Genomic DNA, 19360 nt, shown 5'->3' with positions numbered 1-19360 from the left:
AAACAGCGGTCTATGATGACCGCTGTGTGGAGCTTATGCAAATGTGGGGATCAGACTTCTGTCAGCGTCGTTTCTTGCGGCAGACGTGATTTTGGCAGGGCGGCGTTGAAGTCTTCTACGCTGTGATGACCCACCGGGACCACGACAACGCTGGTGTAACCTTTTTCTTTCAGACCAAACTCTGCATCCATCACTGCCGCATCAAAGCCTTCAATCGGCACTGCATCCAGACCCATTGCTGCAACGCCCAGCAGGAAGTTACCGACGTTCAGGTACACCTGTTTTGCCATCCAGTGGTTGTCATCTTTCAGTTCTTTGCGATGCATATCAGCAAAGAAGGTACGACCTTTGTGGTTTGCGGCTTTGGCTTCAGGGGTGGCGAAGCGTCCATCGCGCTCTTCTTGATCCACCACGCGCTCCAGCCACGCATCGTCCATCGCCGTTTTGGCGCAGAACACCACGACGTGGGAAGCATCCAGCATTTTACGTTCGTTGAACACGAAGCCGCCGGCTGCGGATTTAGCCACCCGCGCTTTTCCCTCGTCAGTGCTGGCAACGATAAAGTGCCATGGCTGAGAGTTGGTACTGGACGGACTAAACTGCAGCAGTGTTTTTAATTTTTCGGCCTGCTCAGCGGTCAGTTTTTTAGTCGGATCGAATGCCTTAGTGGAGTAACGTTTTAAGGCGACAGAAACAATATCCATAACTACTCCTGGTGGTTTTTTATACCCTGCGGGTACGTTTTGTTTCAGCAGGGTACAGGGTTAGCGGGAAAATGATAAGACCGAAAAATGCAAAAACACTTATCGACGCTAACGATAAATCAGCCAGGCCGCAGGCGTTTTTGATCCCGCTTAGGCAGGCCGTCTACCACCCGATGCCATGAGTCGTTCACCAGGTCAGTCAGTAATGACTCGCTAATATCATCGCCGGGGTAGACGGATATCCAGTGCTTTTTATTCATGTGATAGCCCGGTTCGATACTGCGGTAAATCTGCTGATTCAGCAGTGATTTTTGTGGGTCTGATTTCAAATTAACCAACGGACGAGCGCGCTGCTCTGAGACAATCATAAAAATCTTACCGCCGACTTTGAAGACATCGTATTCAGGGCCGAACGGCCAGCATTGCTCAGTAAAAGGCAGTTCGAGCGCAATACGTTTAGCACAAGCATGCAGCGTTTGGCCGTCCATTATTTTTCCTCGCGGGTCAGCGCGCGCCACATGGCCTCAAACCCCATCGAAATATATTCATTCGCGCGGGCAGGATCGCGGGCGGCAAATTCCATGGTTGTTTCTGCCAGTGAAAGAAAAAGCCCATCACCGAAGGCACGATATTCGTCAGACATAAATTCAGGGCGAACGGAACGATGACATAAATCGCGCAGTTCCGGGAACATATCATCAGCCTGCTGTTCGGTTTCTTTGCTGATCTTTTCGCTGACGGCCAGTTGGCGGATAGTGCGATGTCCACAAGTATGGTCCAGACCCCAACTGATGTAGCTGTTCCAGATGTAGTGAGTCATGGTTTTGGCATCGGTCACTGAGCGATCCAGATTTGCCATCATTGACTGGCAGAGGTCTTGCTTTAAATGGAGGTAAAGCTCGTTGATCAGATCATCTTTTGTTGCGAAATAGCGAAACAATGTTCCCTCTGCCACACCTGCATTGCGGGCAATTACGGCGGTAGAGGCCGCAATGCCTGATTGTGCAAATGCTGCGGTTGCAGCTTCCAGTAATGCCTGTTTTTTGTCTTCACTCTTCGGACGAGCCACTACACTTTACCCCTAAGTCTGTAAAAAAATAGGATTGAATCACGGCCTTTGCAGCACCGCAACGGCGAATGTCAAAGATTGAAAATCATCTTGACGACAAACTTTCGATTTCTATAATGAGTGCTTACTCACTCATAATCAAGAGTCAGTCGCGCAACCCAGCGGAAAGGGGGCGCGTTTAAGGTCAGGATATGAAGCGTCTCACAGTTTGTGTGGTTGTTATTATGCTCATTGCCGCAGCAGCAAGTTTACCGTTTGTCCTCAATGCCGGATTTGGTCAGGCGCCGCAAGGAGCACAACTGAGTCAGGTTGAACAGTCGCCACACTATCGTGATGGACAGTTTCATAATCAGGTCCCGACCCCGGGCTATACCGGCAACAAAGGTATGCTGGCGGCCTGGTGGGAGTTTCTGATCGCGAAGCGAGAAAACGCGCGACCCGCGCAGCCGTTACCACTGGTTGCGACCGATCTCGCCAGTTTATCGCCAGAGCAGGATACCCTTGTCTGGCTGGGACATTCCTCGTGGTATTTACAGTTGGCGGGCCAGCGTATTCTTATTGATCCGGTGTTGAGCAATTATGCCGCACCGTTTTCATTCCTGAATAAAGCTTTTGCTGGTGAGTATCCGTGGACCGCGCAGACGATGCCGGAGATCGATCTTCTTATTATCTCGCATGATCATTATGACCATCTGGATCTCGCCACCATCAAGGCCCTGATGCCGAAGATTAAGCGCGTGATTACGCCACTTGGCGTGGGATCGCACCTGCGTTACTGGGGAATGAACAGCGAGATTATTGAGGAACGTGACTGGAATCAATCCGTCAAAGTGACGGACTCGCTGATCGTCCATGTCCTGCCGGCCCGCCATTTTTCTGGCCGGGGGATTAAACGTAACCAAACGCTGTGGGCCAGTTTCATGTTTGAAACGCCGGAACAGAACGTTTACTACAGCGGTGACTCCGGCTACGGGCCGCATTTTAAAGCGATTGGCGAGCAGTTTGGCAAGGTCGATTTGGCAATCATGGAAAATGGTCAGTATGACCCGGACTGGAAGTTCATTCATATGATGCCGGAAGAAACCGCCCAGGCCGCGGCCGATCTCCACGCGAAAGCGGTATTACCCGGACATGCGGGTCGCTTCGTTCTGGCAAAACACACCTGGGATGATCCCTACAAAAGACTGGCACTTGCCAGTCGCCGCCAACATTACCGATTGCTGACGCCGATGCTGGGTGAGCCGGTAGCACTGTCCGAACCGGACCAACAGTTTACGGCCTGGTGGCAGCAGGCAACGCAATGAACAGAGGGGAGAGCATGATGACGATTTCTGCTCAGGTAATTGATACGATTGTTGAATGGATTGATGATAATTTGAACCAACCCTTGCGCATTGATGATATTGCGCGCCATGCGGGGTATTCAAAATGGCATCTGCAACGCCTTTTTCTGCAGTACAAAGGCGAGAGCCTCGGGCGTTATATCCGTGAACGTAAGCTATTATTAGCGGCACGTGATCTGCGCGATACCGACCAAAAAGTTTACGATATCTGTCTGAAGTATGGCTTCGATTCGCAGCAGACTTTCACGCGTATTTTTACCCGTACGTTTAGCCAGCCGCCTGGGGCGTATCGTAAAGAAAATCACAGCCGCACACATTAACGGTATACGGGTTCTCGCGGGTCTATTCTGCCAGCGAGAACCAACGCCGCCAGATGAAGCGCAGTACAAAATATTCAATCACCCCGAGAAGCAAGAACCACAGACAAAACAACAAAGTATAAAACTGATTAAGATCCATTAAATGAAAGGTTGTGACTAACTTTTGCGCCAACACCAGGCCAAGCGAAGGGGCGGGCAGCAGCAGGCAGGAAAGCAGAGCCAACAGCAGTATCCCGGCGGCGGTCATCAGTGATTCAAGCGGGTGTTTCATGGCATTGTTAAACTTGAGTTAAAAAGCCATTGTCCGGGATCTCGTTGGTTAACGCAAACGTCGCGCTTAATGCCCCGCCCAGATCTCACAGTGTTTTTTCACCAGTCCACTCAGCGAGCCACCGTTTGCCACAAAATCACGCATGTGCCGCACCTCATTGTGACCCTTTTTCACCTGCTGATGTAAGGTGTGAACGGCACTCGCTGCCCCCACTTTTTCAGCCGACGCAGTGACAGTGTTCAGTAAGCGTAGCGTGTCATCCGCCAGGCAGTGGTGATCCCCGGTATTCACGTCGGTGAGTATTCCTTCCATACCAAAACGACAGGCCTGAAAACGGTTGAACTTGTACAACAGATAATCATTTTCCTGATGCCTGAATGGCCGTTCGGTGAGTAACCAGTGGGCGGTAGCCTGAATTAGACCGGCTATGTTGAGAGCATGCTCAAGGGTCAGCGGGGTATCCATCACCCGTACCTCTACCGTGCCAAAATGCGGACTGGGGCGGATGTCCCAGTGCAAATCTTTAATGCTGTCAATCATGCTGGTATACGCCAGTCGGCGAAAGAGCCTGGTAAATTCCTGCCAGTTGCTTACCCACGGCATCGGGCCATTATCGGGAAATCCGGAGAAAATGTTCAGCCGTGCGCAGGCAAAGCGTGTATCGGCAGCCTGCATATAGGGGGAGGCCGCAGAGAGCGCAATAAAGTGGGGGACAAATCGTGACAGGCCGTGCAGCAGGTAAATCGCATCGTCACCGTTGGCACAACCGATATGAACATGCTGACCGAAAACCGTTGCCTGCTGAATAAGGTAGCCGAAGTTCTCCAGGTTCCGCCGATAGCGTTCGTCATCACACACTTCCTGACGCTGCCATGTCTGAAATGGGTGCGTACCACCACCGCAGATTTCGAGGTGAAGCGTTTGGGCTGCGCGCAAAACAAGGTGTTGTATGGTGGAAAACTGCGCGGCCGCCTGGTCAACATCGCAACACACCCCGGTCGCCATTTCCAGCATACTTTCGGTGATATCGTGCTTCACCTCGCCGACAGTGAGTTCTGACTTCACGGCGTCAATCAACCTGGACGCGTCCTGACTCAGATCGTAGCCCGGAGGATTGATTACCTGCATTTCCAGTTCAATACCTAACGTAAAGGGGTCTGAGACATGAAAATCGGGAAGTGACATCGTGTTCTCCTGAGCGTTGATTTCTAATCAGTATAGAAGGGGCGGCGATTTTCTGTTCCGCGTGATAAATCCCTGACCAGTGTTTTGAAGGTGAAATGGCGGGTGCTATAAATTGGTTTTTGCTTGCATAACAGGGGTTGAACAGTGCCAGAGATAAATCTGTATGGGCAGACGGTGGGAGATGCCCTGCCGGACTGGAATGGCGCAACTGCGCTGCCACGGAGTGTGCTTATCGGACAATACTGCCGTCTGGAGCCCCTGAATGCTGACCGCCATGCCGCCGATTTGTTTGACGCCTACGCGCAGGCACCTGACGAACGTGACTGGACCTGGCTTGCCAGCACGCGTCCGGCGAGCGTAGAGGAGGCCGTGCGCTGGGTCACGGGTAAATCAACGGATGCCACTTTGGTTCCCTATGCGGTGATTGATTTACAATCCGGGCGCGCCGTGGGGTTAGTCTCATTTATGGCGATCGACCTTGTAAATGGCTCGGTCGAGATAGGCCATGTGACCTGGTCGCCACGAATGAAGAATACGGTGCTGGGTACTGAAACCGTCTGGCTGTTGCTGCGCCAGGCGTTTGCGCTGGGCTATCGCCGCGTGGAGTGGAAATGTGATTCCCTGAACATTGCATCCCGACGTGCGGCGGAGCGTTTAGGGTTTATCCATGAAGGGCGTTTTCGCCAAAAGATGGTGCGCAAAGGCCGTAATCGCGACAGCGACTGGCTATCAATGATTGACGATGAGTGGTCACAGTGTGACGCTGTTTTGCAGCGTTGGCTGGCAGCGGATAACTTTGATGAAAAAGGGCTGCAGCGCCAGTCATTGGCGGCATGTCGGCAGCAATAGTACGCTTCAGAAAAATTAACGATGCGCCCGCAGTCAGTACAGTCATGGCATGGGCGCATTTATTATGGGTGCTGATTCACTAACGGGTTTGCCAGCGGGTACGTTCGACGGCGCTTTGCCATTCATGCCAGCGTTTTTGCAGTCTTCCATGGCGTACCATATCGGGCTGGAACGACACGTGATCGGGCAGGTAGTCGTGTAACTGGCTGGTTGCTATACCCAGCAGGTTCTTGCGTGCCAGCAGTCCTGCACCTATCGCGGAAAGTTCAGGGATATCGCTGCGCATGACCGGACAGCCCAGCAAATCAGCCTGATACTGCATCAGCCAGTCATTTTTTGTTGGTCCACCGTCAACCATTAACGCACTGAGTTGAAAGCCTTTGTGCTGGCGCATCGCGGATACAACATCGGCAATCTGATAGGTAATGGACTCCAGTGCTGCACGTACCAGATGTGCGCGCTTTACTCCGCGGCTAAGACCGTGAATCAATCCTCTGGCATCTTCATCCCACCAGGGGGCACCCAGTCCGGTCAGTGCCGGAACAAAATAGACGCCCAGTGTCGAGTCAACCGTGGCAGGCAGTGTATTGAGCTCGTGCAGCAATTGCGCGTCCGGTAATTCGCTAAGACCTGTGCTATCGGCCATCCATGCGACGGCGTCCCCGGTATGCGGAATATTGCCCTCCAGACCGTAGACCAGGGTATCACCATCATGCCAGGCGATGGTCGTTGCCAACGCGTTCACCGCAGACTGTGTCGTGAATACAGGAGCCATAACGGAAGATCCGGTGCCATAGGTGGCTTTGACACAGCCTTCGGTCCCCAGTCCATGAGCAAACAGCGCGGCATGAGAGTCGCCGATCATCGCCAGAATAGGGATGCCATCAGGTATCGTCGCCAGGCCTTGTGTGACGCCAAAAGGGTAGCTGGAAGGGCAAATTTCAGGCAGTGCCTGTCGTGGGATACCAAACAGCGCCAGCATCTCGCTATCCCATTGGCCACTGTTCAGATTGAGCAATTGCGTACGCGAAGCGTTCGAGATGTCGCAACGAAATGACTGGCCGTGTGTCAGGTTCCACAATAACCAGCTATCGATGGTTCCGAGACATATTTCGGCTTGCTGTGCGAGCGCCATACCGTTGGGAACAGACTCCAGTAGCCAGCGCATTTTAGAGGCAGAAAAGAGCGGGGCGACGGGTAATCCGGTGGCGGATTTTATGTGTGCCTCTCGGCCCTGTTCACGTAATGCACGACAAAAATCGGCCGTCCGCGAACACTGCCAGGTGATGGCAGGGCCGATGGGGCGTCCGCTGGTACGATACCAGCCGATCGCCGTTTCACGTTGATTGCTGATCGCCAGCGCGGCGACGCGATGTGCGCCAACGGCAGCAATGGCTTGTGCTACCACAGCCAGCGATGCTTCCAGCAGCGCATCGCCCGACTGTTCAACCCAGCCTTCGCGGGGCGTGTGGATCGCCAACGCCTGGGAGAATTTCGCGACCACATTTCCCTGGCTATCCAGCGCGACGGCTTTGGCATTGGTGGTGCCTTCATCGAGCGCAACAATAATGTCTTTTTGTGCTGACATTGTTTTCTCCAGCCCCTCTGATTCCCTGAGCATTAGCGATGGAAAAAGGTGTCCACCCCGAGATAGCGGGTGAAAGCTTCATGCAGCACCTCGGCACTGGCAGAATGGTTCATGGCCACGTGATGCTCAAAGCCGTTGCGACAGATCCAGGACAGTAGATCCTCCAGATGAGGCACCTGAATTACCGCGCGGCAGCCAACCGTATCCAGTGGATCGTCAACCGATTGCCCTTCCCCGACGTAGGCTTTGATTTCACCGGTTAAATCGTCGGTGCTCAGGCGGAAGTAGGTCAGTGCACCGCTTTTCATGCGTCCATGTACCGCACCACAGGTGTTCTCTTTTCCCACCGTGGTGCCGATGATATCTGCCGTGCCCATCTTCGGGTTATCCAGACTGGCTGATGCGAAGTTACCGCAGTGAAACAGGACACATTTGTCACGATCGTCGCCGAAATTATTATTCCAGTCAGCAATCGATGCAGGGCTTAAATTACTGCTGGCGAGCGCGTACATTGACAATGCACCCATCACGTCCACTTCGCAGGCGCTGGGCATTAACTGCCCGGACATTACGCTCATGATCGAACAAACATTGATACCCAAATTTTCCTGCAGCGAGGTCCAGCACTGGATGGCTGTCGTATCAATATCGTTGGCAACAACCCATTCGCTGATAACGACAAACAGTTTTGCCATTGTGACCAGTTTGTCAGTTGGAATGGTGCTGGCGTCGGCGTTATCCAGCAACAGACGTCGCTTCTCATCCACGCGAATATCGTCGTCGTGCAGTCGTTTGATGCGGGTAAAGACTTCAGACAGGTCCAGTGTTTCCACGGCGATCCCCAGCCTTTCGAGTAATTTTTCGCTGTAGCGGACGGTATTAAACCCGGCCGGACGTGCACCGATTGCGCCGACGCGTACACCGCGCATGCTGGTAACAACCCGGCAGATTTGTTCGAAGCGTTTCAGATCCTGTTCAAACACTTCGCCTGACAGATCGCAGACATGCTGAGTGGTCAGCGTAAACGGTATACCGTACTGGCGCAGGTTATTGCACAGGGAGATCTTGCCGCAGAAGCTGTCACGGCGGGTGGCCAGTCCCATTTTATCAAGATTGTCCTCCTGCGCCTGTACCAGCACCGGCACATTTAAACCAGAAAGACGCAGCGTTTCCGCTATCGCTTTTTCGTCGCCAAAGTTAGGCAACAGTACCACCACACCGTGAATGTCATCGCGGTGTGTGCGGAATAATTCAGCACAAATTTTCGCATCCTGACGGGTTTCAACCCCACCGAGCTCGGTCTGCGTATCGTCGAGCATAATGGTTTTAATGCCCAGCCGGTCAAAGAGTGCGCTGGCCTGTTCGCGGGCTTCAGCAACCAGATAGCTCGGGAAAAATCCCCGGTTGCCAATGATGACAGCCATGGTCAGTTGTTGAGGAATTCGGGACATAGCTTTCTCCAGTAAGTGTTCTGTTATTATTGTTTTATCGTGTTGCCTGTAACAGCGCGGTGGCGTTTTTCACGACGCCCGCTGCGTCAATTTCGTGGCGCGCGCGTGTTGCCGCACGATCGGCGGCGATGGCATATTGGCCATCGCCAATGCCTAATCTACGCAGTGGAATCGCACTGCCTGCTTCTGCCAGCACTTCAGCCACCAGACTACCCACGCCACCATTCACGTTATGTTCTTCTACGCTGACCACAGCCTTGCAGTGGGCTAATGCCGCCAGCAACTGTTGGGTATTGCAGGGGCGAATTGACGGTACACTGATTACGCTGGCATCAATACCAGCCTGTTCCAGCTGTGTGGCAGCCTCGACAATTTCATGCACGGTTGAGCCCATCGCGACCAGCGCAACATCTTTTCCTTCCCGCAGAATATCGATATTCCCCGGGGCGAAGCGGTAGTTTTCGTCGTGCAATTCGGGCAAGGCTTTGCCATCAAGGCGAATATAAACCGGACCAACGTGGCTTAAGGCATAGTCGATAATTTGTCGGCATTCCACTGGACAGGATGGGGCGTAAATCTCAATATTGCCAAAACCTCGCAGCACGGAAATGTCATCAATGCTGTGGTGCGTACTGGCGAGCGGGCCGTAGCTGGCCCCCGCGTTCAGACCAATCAACTTCACGTTGGTATTGTTGTAGCAAATGTCGACTTTAATTTGCTCATTAGCCCGTGAAATCAGGAAGGGCGCGGCGTTACAGGTGACGGCGATTTTACCGCCCAACGCCAGACCAGCAGCGGCGCCGACCAGCGTCTGTTCGGCAATACCTACGTTGACCAGACGGCCGGGAAATTCCTGCATAAATGGGGCGATTTTAGCTGTTGATGTTGAGTCGGCCACGACGGGCACAACATCCATCCCGCGTTTGACTGCGGCAATTAACGTGTTCACCATCACGGTGGCGAGGTGTTCGCTATTACGCATCTTTCAGTTCCTCCAGCGCCAGTTCAATTTCTTCTCCTTTTGGCACACGGTGATGCCATTCCGGGCGGCCCTGAATAAAGGAGATCCCGGCTCCTTTGGTGGTGTGTGCAATGACAACGTGCGGTTTGCCTTCGGGTGTTAATCCTTCCAGCGTGCGCACCACATCATTCATATCGTTCCCACGGCACTCTGTAACCTGCATGCCGAAGGCACGCCATTTTTCATCCAGCGGATCGGTGTTCATGATCTCTTTGGTTGCTCCGGCGAGTTGGAGGTTATTTTTATCGTTGATAATAATGAGGTTATCGAGTTTATAGTGGGCGGCGACCAGGGCCGCTTCCCAGTTACTGCCTTCGGCCAGTTCTCCGTCACCGGTGACGACAAATACCCGGCGCTTGCTATTGCTACGTTTAGCTGCCAACGCAATCCCTACTGCAACCGGTAGGCCGTGGCCAAGAGCCCCTGTGTTCAGTTCGATTCCTGGTGTTTTATGTTTTACCGGATGGCCTGGCAGATGCGAATCGGCGTGTTGGTAGGTCGCCAGCCAGTCCACCGGAATAAACCCCGCTTCTGCCAGTACACAGTAGTACCCCCCCACGGCATGACCTTTCGACTGGATGTAGATATCGCGCTCGTCGCTCTCTTTAAGCGCCACAGAGCAGTTCAGGATGCGAAAATAGAGTGCTGTCAGCAGTTCAACCTGCGACAGGTCAGCGCCAGTGTGCCCGCCAGCCGGGCTTTCAGCATTCAACACGATTATGCGGCGACGCACGGCACGTGCTTTCTTTTCTAGCTCTGGTATTGAGAGCAAAAACGGATTCATAAGACACCTCTTGAATGTTTAATCTTAGTTGAATAAATATTCCGTACGGGTGCAGTAGTGCAACTGTCTCTCTATTCACTGCGTAATCTGCAGATAAAACAGTCTGTCGTTATTGGTTAGAATAAATATTCACTACTGATTTATTATTCATTATTGAAGATATGCCTTGTCTGGCAGTTTGTCTACGGCTTGTGCCACCAAATTTTGGAGAAAAGAGAAAAGGATCACACTAACGAGTTAACAGGAAAGGTGCAGATGGCTTGTTATCTATTCAGGTATGAATAAAAATAACAGGTAGTTTACCAGGGGGAATGCCATGTCAAAGCAGGATGAACAGCGGTTGCTGGTTAAGATAGCCACACTCTACTATGCCGAAAATAAAAAACAGTCTGAGATCGCTACGCTGCTGCACTTGTCGCAGTCCTTTGTCTCCCGTGCGTTGACGCGTTGCCAGAAAGAAGGGCTGGTGAAAATCACCGTCGTACAGCCGACCAATATCTTTGTGGAGCTGGAAAAAGCCATTGAAGAGCAGTTTGGTATTCGCCAGGCGATTGTCGTTGATGTTGGAGATAACCCCAGCAGTACGCAAATCAAACATGCTATTGGCAGCGCGGCGGCACACTATGTTGAAACCCGCCTGCGTGCCGAGGACCTGGTTGGGATTTCCTCCTGGAGTAGCACCATTCGTTGCATGGTTGATGAGATGCACCCGCAAAATATCCGTGCAGCGGGCGTCATTCAGTTGCTGGGGGGCGTAGGGCCGAACGGCAACGTGCAGGCCACGATTCTTACCCAGCAGTTGGCGGCGCACCTTGGCTGTCCGGCCTGGCTACTGCCTTCACAAAGCATTGAACATTCGGTGGAGGAACGTACGCGGTTGGTTAACAGCCCGGACGTTGCTGCTGTGGTTGAAAAGTTTGCCGAAGTGGATGTGGCGATTGTCGGCATTGGTGAACTCGAGCCTTCTCAACTGCTGAAAAACTCAGGCAACTACTACAACGAAGAAATGTTGCGACTGCTGGCCGAACGCGGCGCGGTCGGGGATATCTGTCTGCATTATTACGATGCAGCGGGAAATCCGGTACTTAACCATGAGGAAGATCCGGTCATCGGCATGGAGCTTTCGCAGATCCGCGACTGCAACCATGTGATTGCGCTGGCGGGCGGAGTGGAAAAACAGAATGCGATTCGCGGCGCACTGCAGGGAAATTATATTGACGTACTGATCACAGACTACCCGACAGCGCGTAGTCTGGTAAAAGGGTGATGTCGCGGCGAGTTCAGTTATAACCAGCCCCAGGGGCTGGTTATAGTCATCAGCATTTTGTTAAGCGTAGTTTATCAGGCCTACTGTCATACGCGACGTAGGCCTGATAAGCACAGCACCTTGAGGGCTACTGCGTTTCCATCGCTGCTTTTTGCGCGACCACGGCGGCTTTTTGCTGCATGCGATTTTGCATCTGGTCGATGATGACTGCGACAATAATCACGATGCCCTTAATCACCATCTGCCAGAATTCACTGACCCCCATCATGACCAGACCATCGGCCAAAAAACCGATGACGAAGGCACCAATTAATGTCCCTAGAATCGTGCCCCGCCCACCCGCCAGCGACGTACCACCAAGTACAACGGCGGCAATGGCGTTCATCTCAAATGCCGTACCGTTCGCCGGATGGCTGGCGGAAAGTTGCGCTGAGACCACAATACCGGCAATGGCGGCACACAGTCCTGACAGGGTATAGACCCAGATTTTCACCTGTTTTACTTTTACTCCTGACAGCTCAGCAGCGCGTTCGTTATCGCCGATGGCGTACACGTGGCGACCAAAAGGCAGGCGACGGGCGACGTAAGCAATGACCAGGGCCAGCGCTATCATCATCCAGATGGCCCATGGAATGCCAAACAACGTTCCAGCACCAATCTCATCAAAACCGGTATTACCGAGCTGAGGATTACCGGAAAGCCCTGGGAAGGTTTGCCCATCGGAGGTCAGCATTGCCGCGCCGCGCAAAACGTACATGGTGCCAAGCGTACAAATAAACGGCGCAACGTTATACCGGGTGATGATCCAGCCATTCGTCGCGCCAATCAGTCCACCAATCAACAGAACGACAGGTACAATTACCCAGACACTGGGAAAAATTGCTATGCCGAACATCGGTAATACAATACCTTTGGTGATAAGCCATCCGGCAATCATGCCGCACAGCCCCAGCGTCGCGCCAATCGAGAGATCAATCCCGGCGGTAATAATGACAAACGTGATCCCCAGTGCCAGAAATGCGTTAATGGCAATGTGCTTGATCATAATGACCATACTGCCGCCAGAAAGGAATCCCGGTACGGTAAAAGCAAAAAAGCCGACTATCAAAAACAGTGCAATAAAGGTGCGTAATTTTAGGATCAACAGCAGGATATTTTCCCGTGAGAAAGCGACTGTGGAGCGAGGCGCGACGACAGCAGATTGTAGTGTTTTCATGTCAGAACCCCTGAGCACTTGCGGTTACCAGCGCCGACTCTTCGGCACGATCGCGGGCGATATCGGCCGTTAGCTTGCCGCCGGACATCACCAGAATGCGGTCGGAAACCGCCATAATTTCTTTTAAATCCGAGGTGGAGAAGACCACAGCAATCCCTTGCTGTGAAAGTTGGACCATCATGCGGAACACATCGGCTTTTGCCCCGACGTCGATGCCACGTGTCGGTTCGTCAAGAAATAGAATTTTGGGATTGGTGAGCAGAGAGCGACCAATCACCACTTTTTGCTGATTACCGCCGCTCAGCGCCTGAATTTCCACATCGGGTGAGGAAACTTTTATCGACAGATTACCAATTGTGCTGGCGACTACCGCCTCTTCATCTTTACGGGCAATGGCAAAGCCGCGCTGCAAACGGCGCCACAGGCTGGCAATGGTCAGATTGGTGGCAACGGATGAAATAGGGAAAATCCCCGTGCGTTTGCGGTCCTCTGGCACCAGACTCATCCCCATACGGATGCGATCGGCGGTCGTTAAGCGTTGCGGGACCGGTTTGCTGTCGAGCCACAGTTTGCCGAGATAGTTGCGCTCAGTACCTAACAAGCACTCGAACAATTCAGTTCGTCCGGCTCCCATCAGCCCATAGATACCGACAATTTCACCCGCGTGAACGTTAAAGGTGACATCATTGACGACCGCGTTGCCCGCAGTATTGACGCAGGTAATATGTTCCGCTTCCAGAACCGGGGCGCCAAACGTGCGGCCAGGTTCGAGAAAGTTGCTCACCGGATCGCTGCCCAACATCTCGCGCACAATCCATGGCACATCGATCTCGCTCACCCTGGCTTCGGCCTGAAATTTACCATCGCGTAAAATGGTGATCACATCGCCAATCGACATCAATTCTTCGAGACGATGGGAAATGTAGATAATTGACACCCCCTGGCGGGTCAGTTCACGAATGACACGGAACAGGATCTCGACTTCAGTTTTACTGAGCGCTGAGGTGGGTTCGTCAAGGATCAGGATATCCGCATCTTCAGCCAGGGCCTTCGCGATTTCGACCAGTTGTTGCTGTCCCACTTTGAGATTGCCAACCAGATCGCGTGGTGATATTGGCTGATCGAGTCGGGTTAACAGTTCGGCGGTACGTTTTTCCTGTTCGGCCTCATCAATGGGAGCCATGCCCGTTTGAATTTCCCGACCGAGGAAAATATTTTCCGCGACGGTGAGGTTCTCAAACAGGTTTAGTTCCTGATGCACCATGCCAATTCCGTGTGCCGCTGCGTCCCGGGTATTGGCGAAGCGCACGGGATTTCCATTAAGCGACATCTCGCCGCTGCTGGGCTGCTGAACACCCGCGAGGATCTTCATCAGTGTGGATTTTCCCGCGCCGTTTTCACCAATAATCACGTTCACTTTGCCGCGCCAGACCTGATAATCCACGCTGTCCAGCGCAATCGTGCCAGGAAACAACATGGAAATAGCATGGGTGCGCAGGATGATGTCATCAGCTGAGGTATTGCGCATTAATGAGTCTCCTGTTCAAGCGTCAGCGCTGCCGCGTTTTCCGCTTTTCCAGCATTCAACGTCACGGCGAACAGCACTGTCGCAGTCTTCCCTTGCCAACTCGTGTCTACGGCGGATAAGTGTTTTGCCGCTTCGCGGTTATAGGCCCGTGAAAGTTGGGCAAACTGAACCTGATTAGTAAAATCTTCGAACTTGAAACCGCTGGCATCACGAATAGCATTGCCGCGCATTACCGGACCAATCTGGACTGTGACGGGCATGTCATTGACCTTCACCACGATGGTGCGTTCACGCCCATTGGTGGTGTCGATGCTATCAATCGTGCTGGTCAGGCGTACAAACACGCTTTCGGGAGCGGGTGAGGGGGCCTTCAGGCGAGTGGTCAGCGCTGAAGCATCCAGAGCATGTTGCTGCGCCGCCTCCAGAACACGGGATTGCCAGGTTTGTTGCGCGATCTGATCGGGAGTTTGGTTGTCGAAACTGGCTTTGGCCTGTGGATCGGCCGGGATGATGGGTTTGCCGTTTTCGTCGAGGTCAACTACCGTGCAGGCCGTCAGCAACAGGGCGGCGCACCCAACCAGTGCGGCACCCCATTGTGTTAACGACATAGTGCCTCCGTTTAGTGGCTCAAATTAAACGAGTTCAGCTTGCTGGCATTGGTTTCATCAATCAGCACGCAATCCATAAGCTGTTTTTCCTCTTTCTGGGCTTTGCCGTTTTTCAGGTAATAATCTGCCTGCTCAACCGCCATTTGTGCCTGTTGCCAGCCGGGTTGCAGCACGGTCGCTTTGATATTGCTTTTATTGATGATTGAATCGCGGGTGTAGTCGCTACCATCAAAACCGACCACGATGACATTATTTTTCCCGGCAGCCTTCAGTGCGGCCTCGGCACCCAGCGCCATAGTGTCATTCCCTGAGATCACCCCTACGATATCCGGGTTGGTTTGCAGAATGGATTCCATGCGGGTAAAGGCTTCGGTTTGGCTCCAGTTTGCTGTTTGTTGGGCCACCATTTTCATGTCCGGGTAATCGTCGAGTACATCGTGATATCCCTGCGAGCGTACATGAGCGTTGGTGTCGGACTGACGCCCCAGTAGTTCAACGTACTTCCCTTTTCCGTCCAGCAGTTTGGCGAACGTCTCCGCACCGAGCTGTGCGCCTTGATAATTATTCGACACGATTTGTGCGACGGCGATGCCGGTTTTATTGATTTCGCGATCGATCAGAAAGGCAGGCACGCCTGCTGCTTTGGCTTTTTCCAGCGGACCCACGGTGGCATCCGCACCCGCATTATCGAGAATGATTGCTTTCGCTTTACGGGCAATGGCGGTTTCAATCAGCTGGTTTTGTTTATTGACGTCATCATCATGAGAGGCAACCAGCGTCGTGTATCCCAGCGCTTTTGCTTTGGCAACCGCGCCGTCGGCCTCGGCTTTAAAGAACGGGTTGTCGTGGGAAGGGGTAATAATCGCAATCAATCCGTTGTCAGCAGCATACAGCGAACCCGAGGCGGTCAGGATCGAGGCCAGTAATACGGATTTAACCAGGGTCTTGTTCATCTTTTTCTCCACTTTGAATATTTATTCAAATATGATTTATTATTCAAGTTAACGATAAATCGAGATAATCGAACTGTCTACGATTTGCGCAGCTAATTTCTTAAAAGGAGAAAAGGATCACGATCCTGATGGCGAGGCCGGGCACAGCGTAATGATGTTGTTACCACGCTGAAACCAACGCACGTTGACGTCCTGATTGCCGAGGTTTGCCGAAAATGATGGCATAATTTGCAGGGTTATATGCTGAGTCGTGAGGGCGGTAATTTTTGCGCTGGCGAAACCAGGTAACCCGCTTGCCTGGGTGGAGAATGCCTTATACAGACTCTCTTTGGCGCTGAAGGCCAGGGTTAAGGCAAGTGGAAAGGGGAGTGACGCATGAAGCAAAACCTTTCTCTCAGTGTTGTCTATAATGCTGTCAGCCAGCTCAGCTGCGACCTGCGGCGAAAAAATAGCCTCAATATCCAGTCCGACGGGGTGGCATGAGACGACAGCCAGTGCCGTTGTTGCGCTATGGCTGATACTGCCAAAGAGGCCATGTGGCCACAGCGGTTGTCGCTGTTCGCCGATGCCGGGCACCGTTTTGATACCGTATTCACGCAAAGCATGTATTGCGGCGATACGTCCTGCCAGATGTTCTGCTTTACGTTTACGTGCACCAGCGGTTAGCTGGGCATGGTGAGGGAGCCAGAGTAGATCGTGTTCGTGAAAGCTGTTGGGATCGAACTCGACAATGTGCAGCGTCTGGTCTGCGAAAGTGAGTGGTGTGTGCGTTGTGTGCATCATAGTTATGATTTCCCTCTCCCCGCAGCGAGGAGAGGGAAAGCGTTATCAGAAGTGCGTGTTAACGCTCATGAACCACGTACGACCCGGTTCGTTATAGGTGTACGCGCCAGCGCCCGCCATATAATTACCGGTAACGATATCACCAGTGGTCTGGGCATTGCCTTCACGCCACAGACGTTTGTCAAAGACGTTATCCACGCCGCCGGTCAGGCTGACGTTTTTGGTCACGTCCCAGGTCGCGCTCAGGCCGACTATGCTGTACGGACTCACTTCTTGTGCCGAGCTGCCGGTTACCGGTTTACCCTGGTAATCGTATTTCTTCGGCTGCTGTTTGCCGTACCAGGTAAAGGTGGATTGCAGTGACAGATCTTCACGCGCCTGCCAGCTCAATGTTGAGTTCAGCGTGTACTCAGGAATAATCGACAGACGTTCGCCAGTCTCTTTATTCTTGCTTTGCAGCATGTAGGTGATGTTGTTGGTCCAGGTAACGGTTTCGCTAACCGGCACGTTCAACGTTCCTTCCAGGCCTTCTACCACCGCTTTAGGAATGTTTCCCCACTGATAGATATCGGTGTAGGTTGTTGTGGTCTTGTCCGTTGTTGCGTTTTTCTTGCTGATCGAGGTTCTGTCAAACGGTACCGTACCTGCTTCAATCTTGTTACGGTAATCGTTGCGGAACCAGGTGATGCCGGCCAGCCAGCCGTCACGTTTGAACTCGAGACCAATCTCTTTGTTGATGCTGGTTTCAGCTTTCAGGTCATCGTTACCCATCATGTAGCAGCCAATACCGCTGGCAGAACCGGTGGCATAACAGCCCTGGCCTTTACTGTACAGAATGTAATTTGGGTTGAGTTGGTACAGGCTTGGTGCTTTATAGGCGCGCGCGATGCCCATTTTCAGCGTAAAGTCGTCGCCCAAACCTTGAGACAGATTCAGCGACGGGCTCCAGTTGTCGCCCACAATGCTGTGGTGATCGAAACGCAGACCCGGTGTCAGCATGGTGCTGTCGGTCAGCTCCATGTTGTTTTCGGCAAACAAAGAGAAGATCTCGGCTTTTGAATATGGGCTGCGATCGGTGCTGCTGTAGCCTGGAATATTACCGCCCATAAAGGTCTGCGAGTTAGACAACATGTCCTTCATGCGCTGCTGGTTCCATTCAGTACCCAGCGTCAGGTTTTGATTGACCAGTAGATCCAACGGAATGCTGATCTCACTGTGCAGCATGACGTCATTCAGGTCGGCATCGACATATTTTTGTGAAGCAGTCGGGTCGAAGATCCCCTCGGTTCCACCGGCCAGACCTTCCGGCGTGCGAGAGTTCCGCGTATGTTCGTACTGCACCCAGTTGCTGGTGGTGACACCATTATCCCAGCCGCCGTTCCAGGTCAGCGAGTAGTTCTGACGGTACAGACGGTTAGTTTCTTTACCGTAGTTATCTTTCACCAACTGGTTAGTGTTGGTATTTTGCGTGTCACCCGCGTACAGGTTGCCCTGGCGGCTATAACCCGCTTCCAGTTCAAGTGACTGAAGTGGGGCAAAATCCCAACGCACAATACCGTTGATGTCTTTGTTGATCACCCCTTCACGACCGGCGGGTAAGGTATTTGAATATGTGCCGGTACGTTCTGACTGATGACCCTGGTTGATGTCCCATGCGTCGGCCTGGGTTTTATCGAGATTACCGTACAGACGGAAGCTGAAATCTCCGCCCATTGGGCCGTTCAGGCTAAAGTTGGTGCGTTTGGTCGAACCTTCGTCTTTGTGTTCCGGGGCATTGAAATAGGTATCCCAGGAGCCGTGCCATTCACTGCTGCCTTTTTTGGTGATGATATTCACCACGCCACCCGCAGCACCGTTACCGTAGCGTGCCGCGGCTGGGCCGCGCAGCACTTCAATACGCTCGATCATTTCCGGCGGCACCCAGGCGGTATCACCACGGGTATCACGCTCGCCGCGCCAGCCCTGACGCACAGAGTTGCGGCTGGTGACCGGCTTGCCGTCGATCAGAATCAGGGTGTTTTCCGGGCCCATGCCGCGAATGTCTATCTGACGGTTGTTGCCACGTTGACCGCTGGTTGAGTTACCGGTCAGGTTAACGCCTGGCATGGTACGGATGATTTCCGACACGTCGCGAGCCGGAGGGTTCTTACGGATTTCATCTGCGGTGATGGTCGAAACGCCTGGAGCCTGCAGGTTCTGCTGAGCGGCGGTGACGACGATGGTGTCTTCATGAGAGACGGCGGCGCTATCGGTTTTATCTTCTGCCATCGCGGGCAGGGCTACCCCGTAAATCCCTAAATTGACCAATAAGGCCAGTGAATGAATCTTGTTGTTCATTGTATGTCCTGCTTTCTTTTAGCCACGAGTACCCGTGTGCCGTTTTGGGCACCAGGCCTGATGTCGCCCGCATCTGCGTAAAC

Annotated in this window: 19 protein-coding genes; 4 read left to right on the top strand and 15 right to left on the bottom strand. The window is 52.8% G+C overall.

Going from position 1 to position 19360, the window contains the following annotated elements; translation table 11 throughout:
• Nucleotides 1-50: 50 nt before the first annotated feature.
• The 3 genes from nfsB to HV041_RS14280 all read right to left on the bottom strand — a co-directional run bounded on the left by nfsB (nucleotide 51) and on the right by HV041_RS14280 (nucleotide 1773).
• Nucleotides 51-704, bottom strand: coding sequence for an oxygen-insensitive NAD(P)H nitroreductase (gene nfsB, locus HV041_RS14290; protein WP_061067479.1), 654 nt, complete (start codon nucleotides 702-704; stop codon nucleotides 51-53).
• A gap of 119 nt (nucleotides 705-823) precedes the next feature.
• Nucleotides 824-1192: an MmcQ/YjbR family DNA-binding protein gene (locus HV041_RS14285; RefSeq protein WP_121584344.1), complete on the bottom strand. Its 369-nt coding sequence runs from the start codon at nucleotides 1190-1192 to the stop codon at nucleotides 824-826.
• Nucleotides 1192-1773, bottom strand: coding sequence for a TetR/AcrR family transcriptional regulator (locus tag HV041_RS14280; protein WP_048212348.1), 582 nt, complete (start codon nucleotides 1771-1773; stop codon nucleotides 1192-1194). The genes HV041_RS14285 and HV041_RS14280 overlap by 1 nt, the downstream gene beginning before the upstream one ends.
• A 191-nt stretch (nucleotides 1774-1964) precedes the next feature.
• On the opposite strand from HV041_RS14280, the gene HV041_RS14275 reads away from it, so the two are divergent.
• Both HV041_RS14275 and HV041_RS14270 read left to right on the top strand, forming a co-directional pair.
• Complete coding sequence (locus HV041_RS14275; protein ID WP_048212347.1) at nucleotides 1965-3077, top strand: MBL fold metallo-hydrolase; 1113 nt, start codon at nucleotides 1965-1967, stop codon at nucleotides 3075-3077.
• 17 nt (nucleotides 3078-3094) lie between these two features.
• Complete coding sequence (locus tag HV041_RS14270; RefSeq protein ID WP_005122005.1) at nucleotides 3095-3436, top strand: RamA family antibiotic efflux transcriptional regulator; 342 nt, start codon at nucleotides 3095-3097, stop codon at nucleotides 3434-3436.
• Nucleotides 3437-3458: 22 nt separating this feature from the next.
• Here the strand turns inward: HV041_RS14270 and HV041_RS14265 are convergent, their stop codons facing one another.
• Together HV041_RS14265 and HV041_RS14260 are read right to left on the bottom strand one after the other, a co-directional pair.
• Nucleotides 3459-3707, bottom strand: coding sequence for a DUF1158 family protein (locus tag HV041_RS14265; protein WP_005122002.1), 249 nt, complete (start codon nucleotides 3705-3707; stop codon nucleotides 3459-3461).
• A 66-nt stretch (nucleotides 3708-3773) separates the two neighbouring features.
• A complete protein-coding gene (locus HV041_RS14260) occupies nucleotides 3774-4892 on the bottom strand; it encodes a YbdK family carboxylate-amine ligase (protein ID WP_101742366.1) in 1119 nt (372 codons plus the stop codon).
• A 144-nt stretch (nucleotides 4893-5036) separates the two neighbouring features.
• On the opposite strand from HV041_RS14260, the gene HV041_RS14255 reads away from it, so the two are divergent.
• Nucleotides 5037-5741, top strand: a complete 705-nt coding sequence (locus HV041_RS14255) for a GNAT family protein (protein ID WP_115600793.1) — start codon at nucleotides 5037-5039, stop codon at nucleotides 5739-5741.
• Between the two features lie 79 nt (nucleotides 5742-5820).
• On the opposite strand, the gene HV041_RS14250 is transcribed toward HV041_RS14255, so the two are convergent.
• The 4 genes from HV041_RS14250 to HV041_RS14235 are packed head-to-tail and all read right to left on the bottom strand — an operon-like array spanning nucleotide 5821 to nucleotide 10585.
• The gene (locus tag HV041_RS14250) at nucleotides 5821-7329 is read right to left on the bottom strand and encodes an FGGY-family carbohydrate kinase (protein WP_048212344.1); all 1509 of its coding nucleotides are present in this window, start codon (nucleotides 7327-7329) and stop codon (nucleotides 5821-5823) included.
• Nucleotides 7330-7361: 32 nt separating this feature from the next.
• Complete coding sequence (locus HV041_RS14245; RefSeq protein ID WP_121584345.1) at nucleotides 7362-8780, bottom strand: L-fucose/L-arabinose isomerase family protein; 1419 nt, start codon at nucleotides 8778-8780, stop codon at nucleotides 7362-7364.
• 34 nt (nucleotides 8781-8814) lie between these two features.
• The gene (locus tag HV041_RS14240) at nucleotides 8815-9762 is read right to left on the bottom strand and encodes a transketolase C-terminal domain-containing protein (protein ID WP_048212342.1); all 948 of its coding nucleotides are present in this window, start codon (nucleotides 9760-9762) and stop codon (nucleotides 8815-8817) included.
• Nucleotides 9755-10585, bottom strand: a complete 831-nt coding sequence (locus HV041_RS14235; RefSeq protein WP_061067485.1) for a transketolase — start codon at nucleotides 10583-10585, stop codon at nucleotides 9755-9757. The genes HV041_RS14240 and HV041_RS14235 overlap by 8 nt, the downstream gene beginning before the upstream one ends.
• A gap of 316 nt (nucleotides 10586-10901) precedes the next feature.
• Between HV041_RS14235 and HV041_RS14230 the strand changes: the two genes are divergently transcribed.
• Entirely contained in the window at nucleotides 10902-11852 is a 951-nt protein-coding gene (locus HV041_RS14230) for a sugar-binding transcriptional regulator (RefSeq protein ID WP_048212340.1), read from the top strand.
• Between the two features lie 127 nt (nucleotides 11853-11979).
• Here HV041_RS14230 and HV041_RS14225 read toward each other — a convergent pair whose 3' ends face one another.
• The 6 genes from HV041_RS14225 to HV041_RS14200 form a co-directional block, all read right to left on the bottom strand.
• Nucleotides 11980-13068 carry an ABC transporter permease gene (locus HV041_RS14225; protein WP_048212339.1) on the bottom strand — a complete coding sequence of 363 codons (1089 nt, stop codon included), beginning with the start codon at nucleotides 13066-13068 and terminating at the stop codon, nucleotides 11980-11982.
• Between the two features lies 1 nt (nucleotide 13069).
• Nucleotides 13070-14596, bottom strand: a complete 1527-nt coding sequence (locus tag HV041_RS14220) for a sugar ABC transporter ATP-binding protein (protein ID WP_170971279.1) — start codon at nucleotides 14594-14596, stop codon at nucleotides 13070-13072.
• Nucleotides 14596-15204: a DUF2291 family protein gene (locus HV041_RS14215; protein ID WP_048212338.1), complete on the bottom strand. Its 609-nt coding sequence runs from the start codon at nucleotides 15202-15204 to the stop codon at nucleotides 14596-14598. The genes HV041_RS14220 and HV041_RS14215 overlap by 1 nt, the downstream gene beginning before the upstream one ends.
• An 11-nt stretch (nucleotides 15205-15215) precedes the next feature.
• On the bottom strand, nucleotides 15216-16157 hold the full coding sequence (locus tag HV041_RS14210; protein WP_048212337.1) for a D-ribose ABC transporter substrate-binding protein: 942 nt from the start codon (nucleotides 16155-16157) through the stop codon (nucleotides 15216-15218).
• A gap of 117 nt (nucleotides 16158-16274) precedes the next feature.
• Nucleotides 16275-16937, bottom strand: a complete 663-nt coding sequence (gene entD, locus HV041_RS14205) for an enterobactin synthase subunit EntD (protein ID WP_121585470.1) — start codon at nucleotides 16935-16937, stop codon at nucleotides 16275-16277.
• 48 nt (nucleotides 16938-16985) lie between these two features.
• A complete protein-coding gene (locus HV041_RS14200) occupies nucleotides 16986-19277 on the bottom strand; it encodes a TonB-dependent siderophore receptor (protein ID WP_121584346.1) in 2292 nt (763 codons plus the stop codon).
• Nucleotides 19278-19360: the final 83 nt, after the last annotated feature.

Origin of the sequence: Citrobacter sp. RHBSTW-00029, assembly GCF_014104295.1 — a bacterium.
In the GTDB taxonomy this organism is placed as follows: domain Bacteria; phylum Pseudomonadota; class Gammaproteobacteria; order Enterobacterales; family Enterobacteriaceae; genus Citrobacter; species Citrobacter youngae.
The sequence above is the reverse complement of the archived record's forward strand: the minus strand, read 5'-3'. Positions and strand labels throughout refer to the sequence as shown.

Bases quoted from the DNA above. Each gene is read 5' to 3' on its own strand.
- nfsB (WP_061067479.1), bottom strand. From the start codon at position 704: ATGGATATTGTTTCTGTCGCCTTAAAACGTTACTCCACTAAGGCATTC.
- HV041_RS14285 (WP_121584344.1), bottom strand. From the start codon at position 1,192: ATGGACGGCCAAACGCTGCATGCTTGTGCTAAACGTATTGCGCTCGAA.
- HV041_RS14275 (WP_048212347.1), top strand. From the start codon at position 1,965: ATGAAGCGTCTCACAGTTTGTGTGGTTGTTATTATGCTCATTGCCGCA.
- HV041_RS14270 (WP_005122005.1), top strand. From the start codon at position 3,095: ATGACGATTTCTGCTCAGGTAATTGATACGATTGTTGAATGGATTGAT.
- HV041_RS14265 (WP_005122002.1), bottom strand. From the start codon at position 3,707: ATGAAACACCCGCTTGAATCACTGATGACCGCCGCCGGGATACTGCTG.
- HV041_RS14260 (WP_101742366.1), bottom strand. From the start codon at position 4,892: ATGTCACTTCCCGATTTTCATGTCTCAGACCCCTTTACGTTAGGTATT.
- HV041_RS14250 (WP_048212344.1), bottom strand. From the start codon at position 7,329: ATGTCAGCACAAAAAGACATTATTGTTGCGCTCGATGAAGGCACCACC.
- HV041_RS14245 (WP_121584345.1), bottom strand. From the start codon at position 8,780: ATGTCCCGAATTCCTCAACAACTGACCATGGCTGTCATCATTGGCAAC.
- HV041_RS14240 (WP_048212342.1), bottom strand. From the start codon at position 9,762: ATGCGTAATAGCGAACACCTCGCCACCGTGATGGTGAACACGTTAATT.
- HV041_RS14235 (WP_061067485.1), bottom strand. From the start codon at position 10,585: ATGAATCCGTTTTTGCTCTCAATACCAGAGCTAGAAAAGAAAGCACGT.
- HV041_RS14230 (WP_048212340.1), top strand. From the start codon at position 10,902: ATGTCAAAGCAGGATGAACAGCGGTTGCTGGTTAAGATAGCCACACTC.
- HV041_RS14225 (WP_048212339.1), bottom strand. From the start codon at position 13,068: ATGAAAACACTACAATCTGCTGTCGTCGCGCCTCGCTCCACAGTCGCT.
- HV041_RS14220 (WP_170971279.1), bottom strand. From the start codon at position 14,596: ATGCGCAATACCTCAGCTGATGACATCATCCTGCGCACCCATGCTATT.
- HV041_RS14215 (WP_048212338.1), bottom strand. From the start codon at position 15,204: ATGTCGTTAACACAATGGGGTGCCGCACTGGTTGGGTGCGCCGCCCTG.
- HV041_RS14210 (WP_048212337.1), bottom strand. From the start codon at position 16,157: ATGAACAAGACCCTGGTTAAATCCGTATTACTGGCCTCGATCCTGACC.
- entD (WP_121585470.1), bottom strand. From the start codon at position 16,937: ATGCACACAACGCACACACCACTCACTTTCGCAGACCAGACGCTGCAC.
- HV041_RS14200 (WP_121584346.1), bottom strand. From the start codon at position 19,277: ATGAACAACAAGATTCATTCACTGGCCTTATTGGTCAATTTAGGGATT.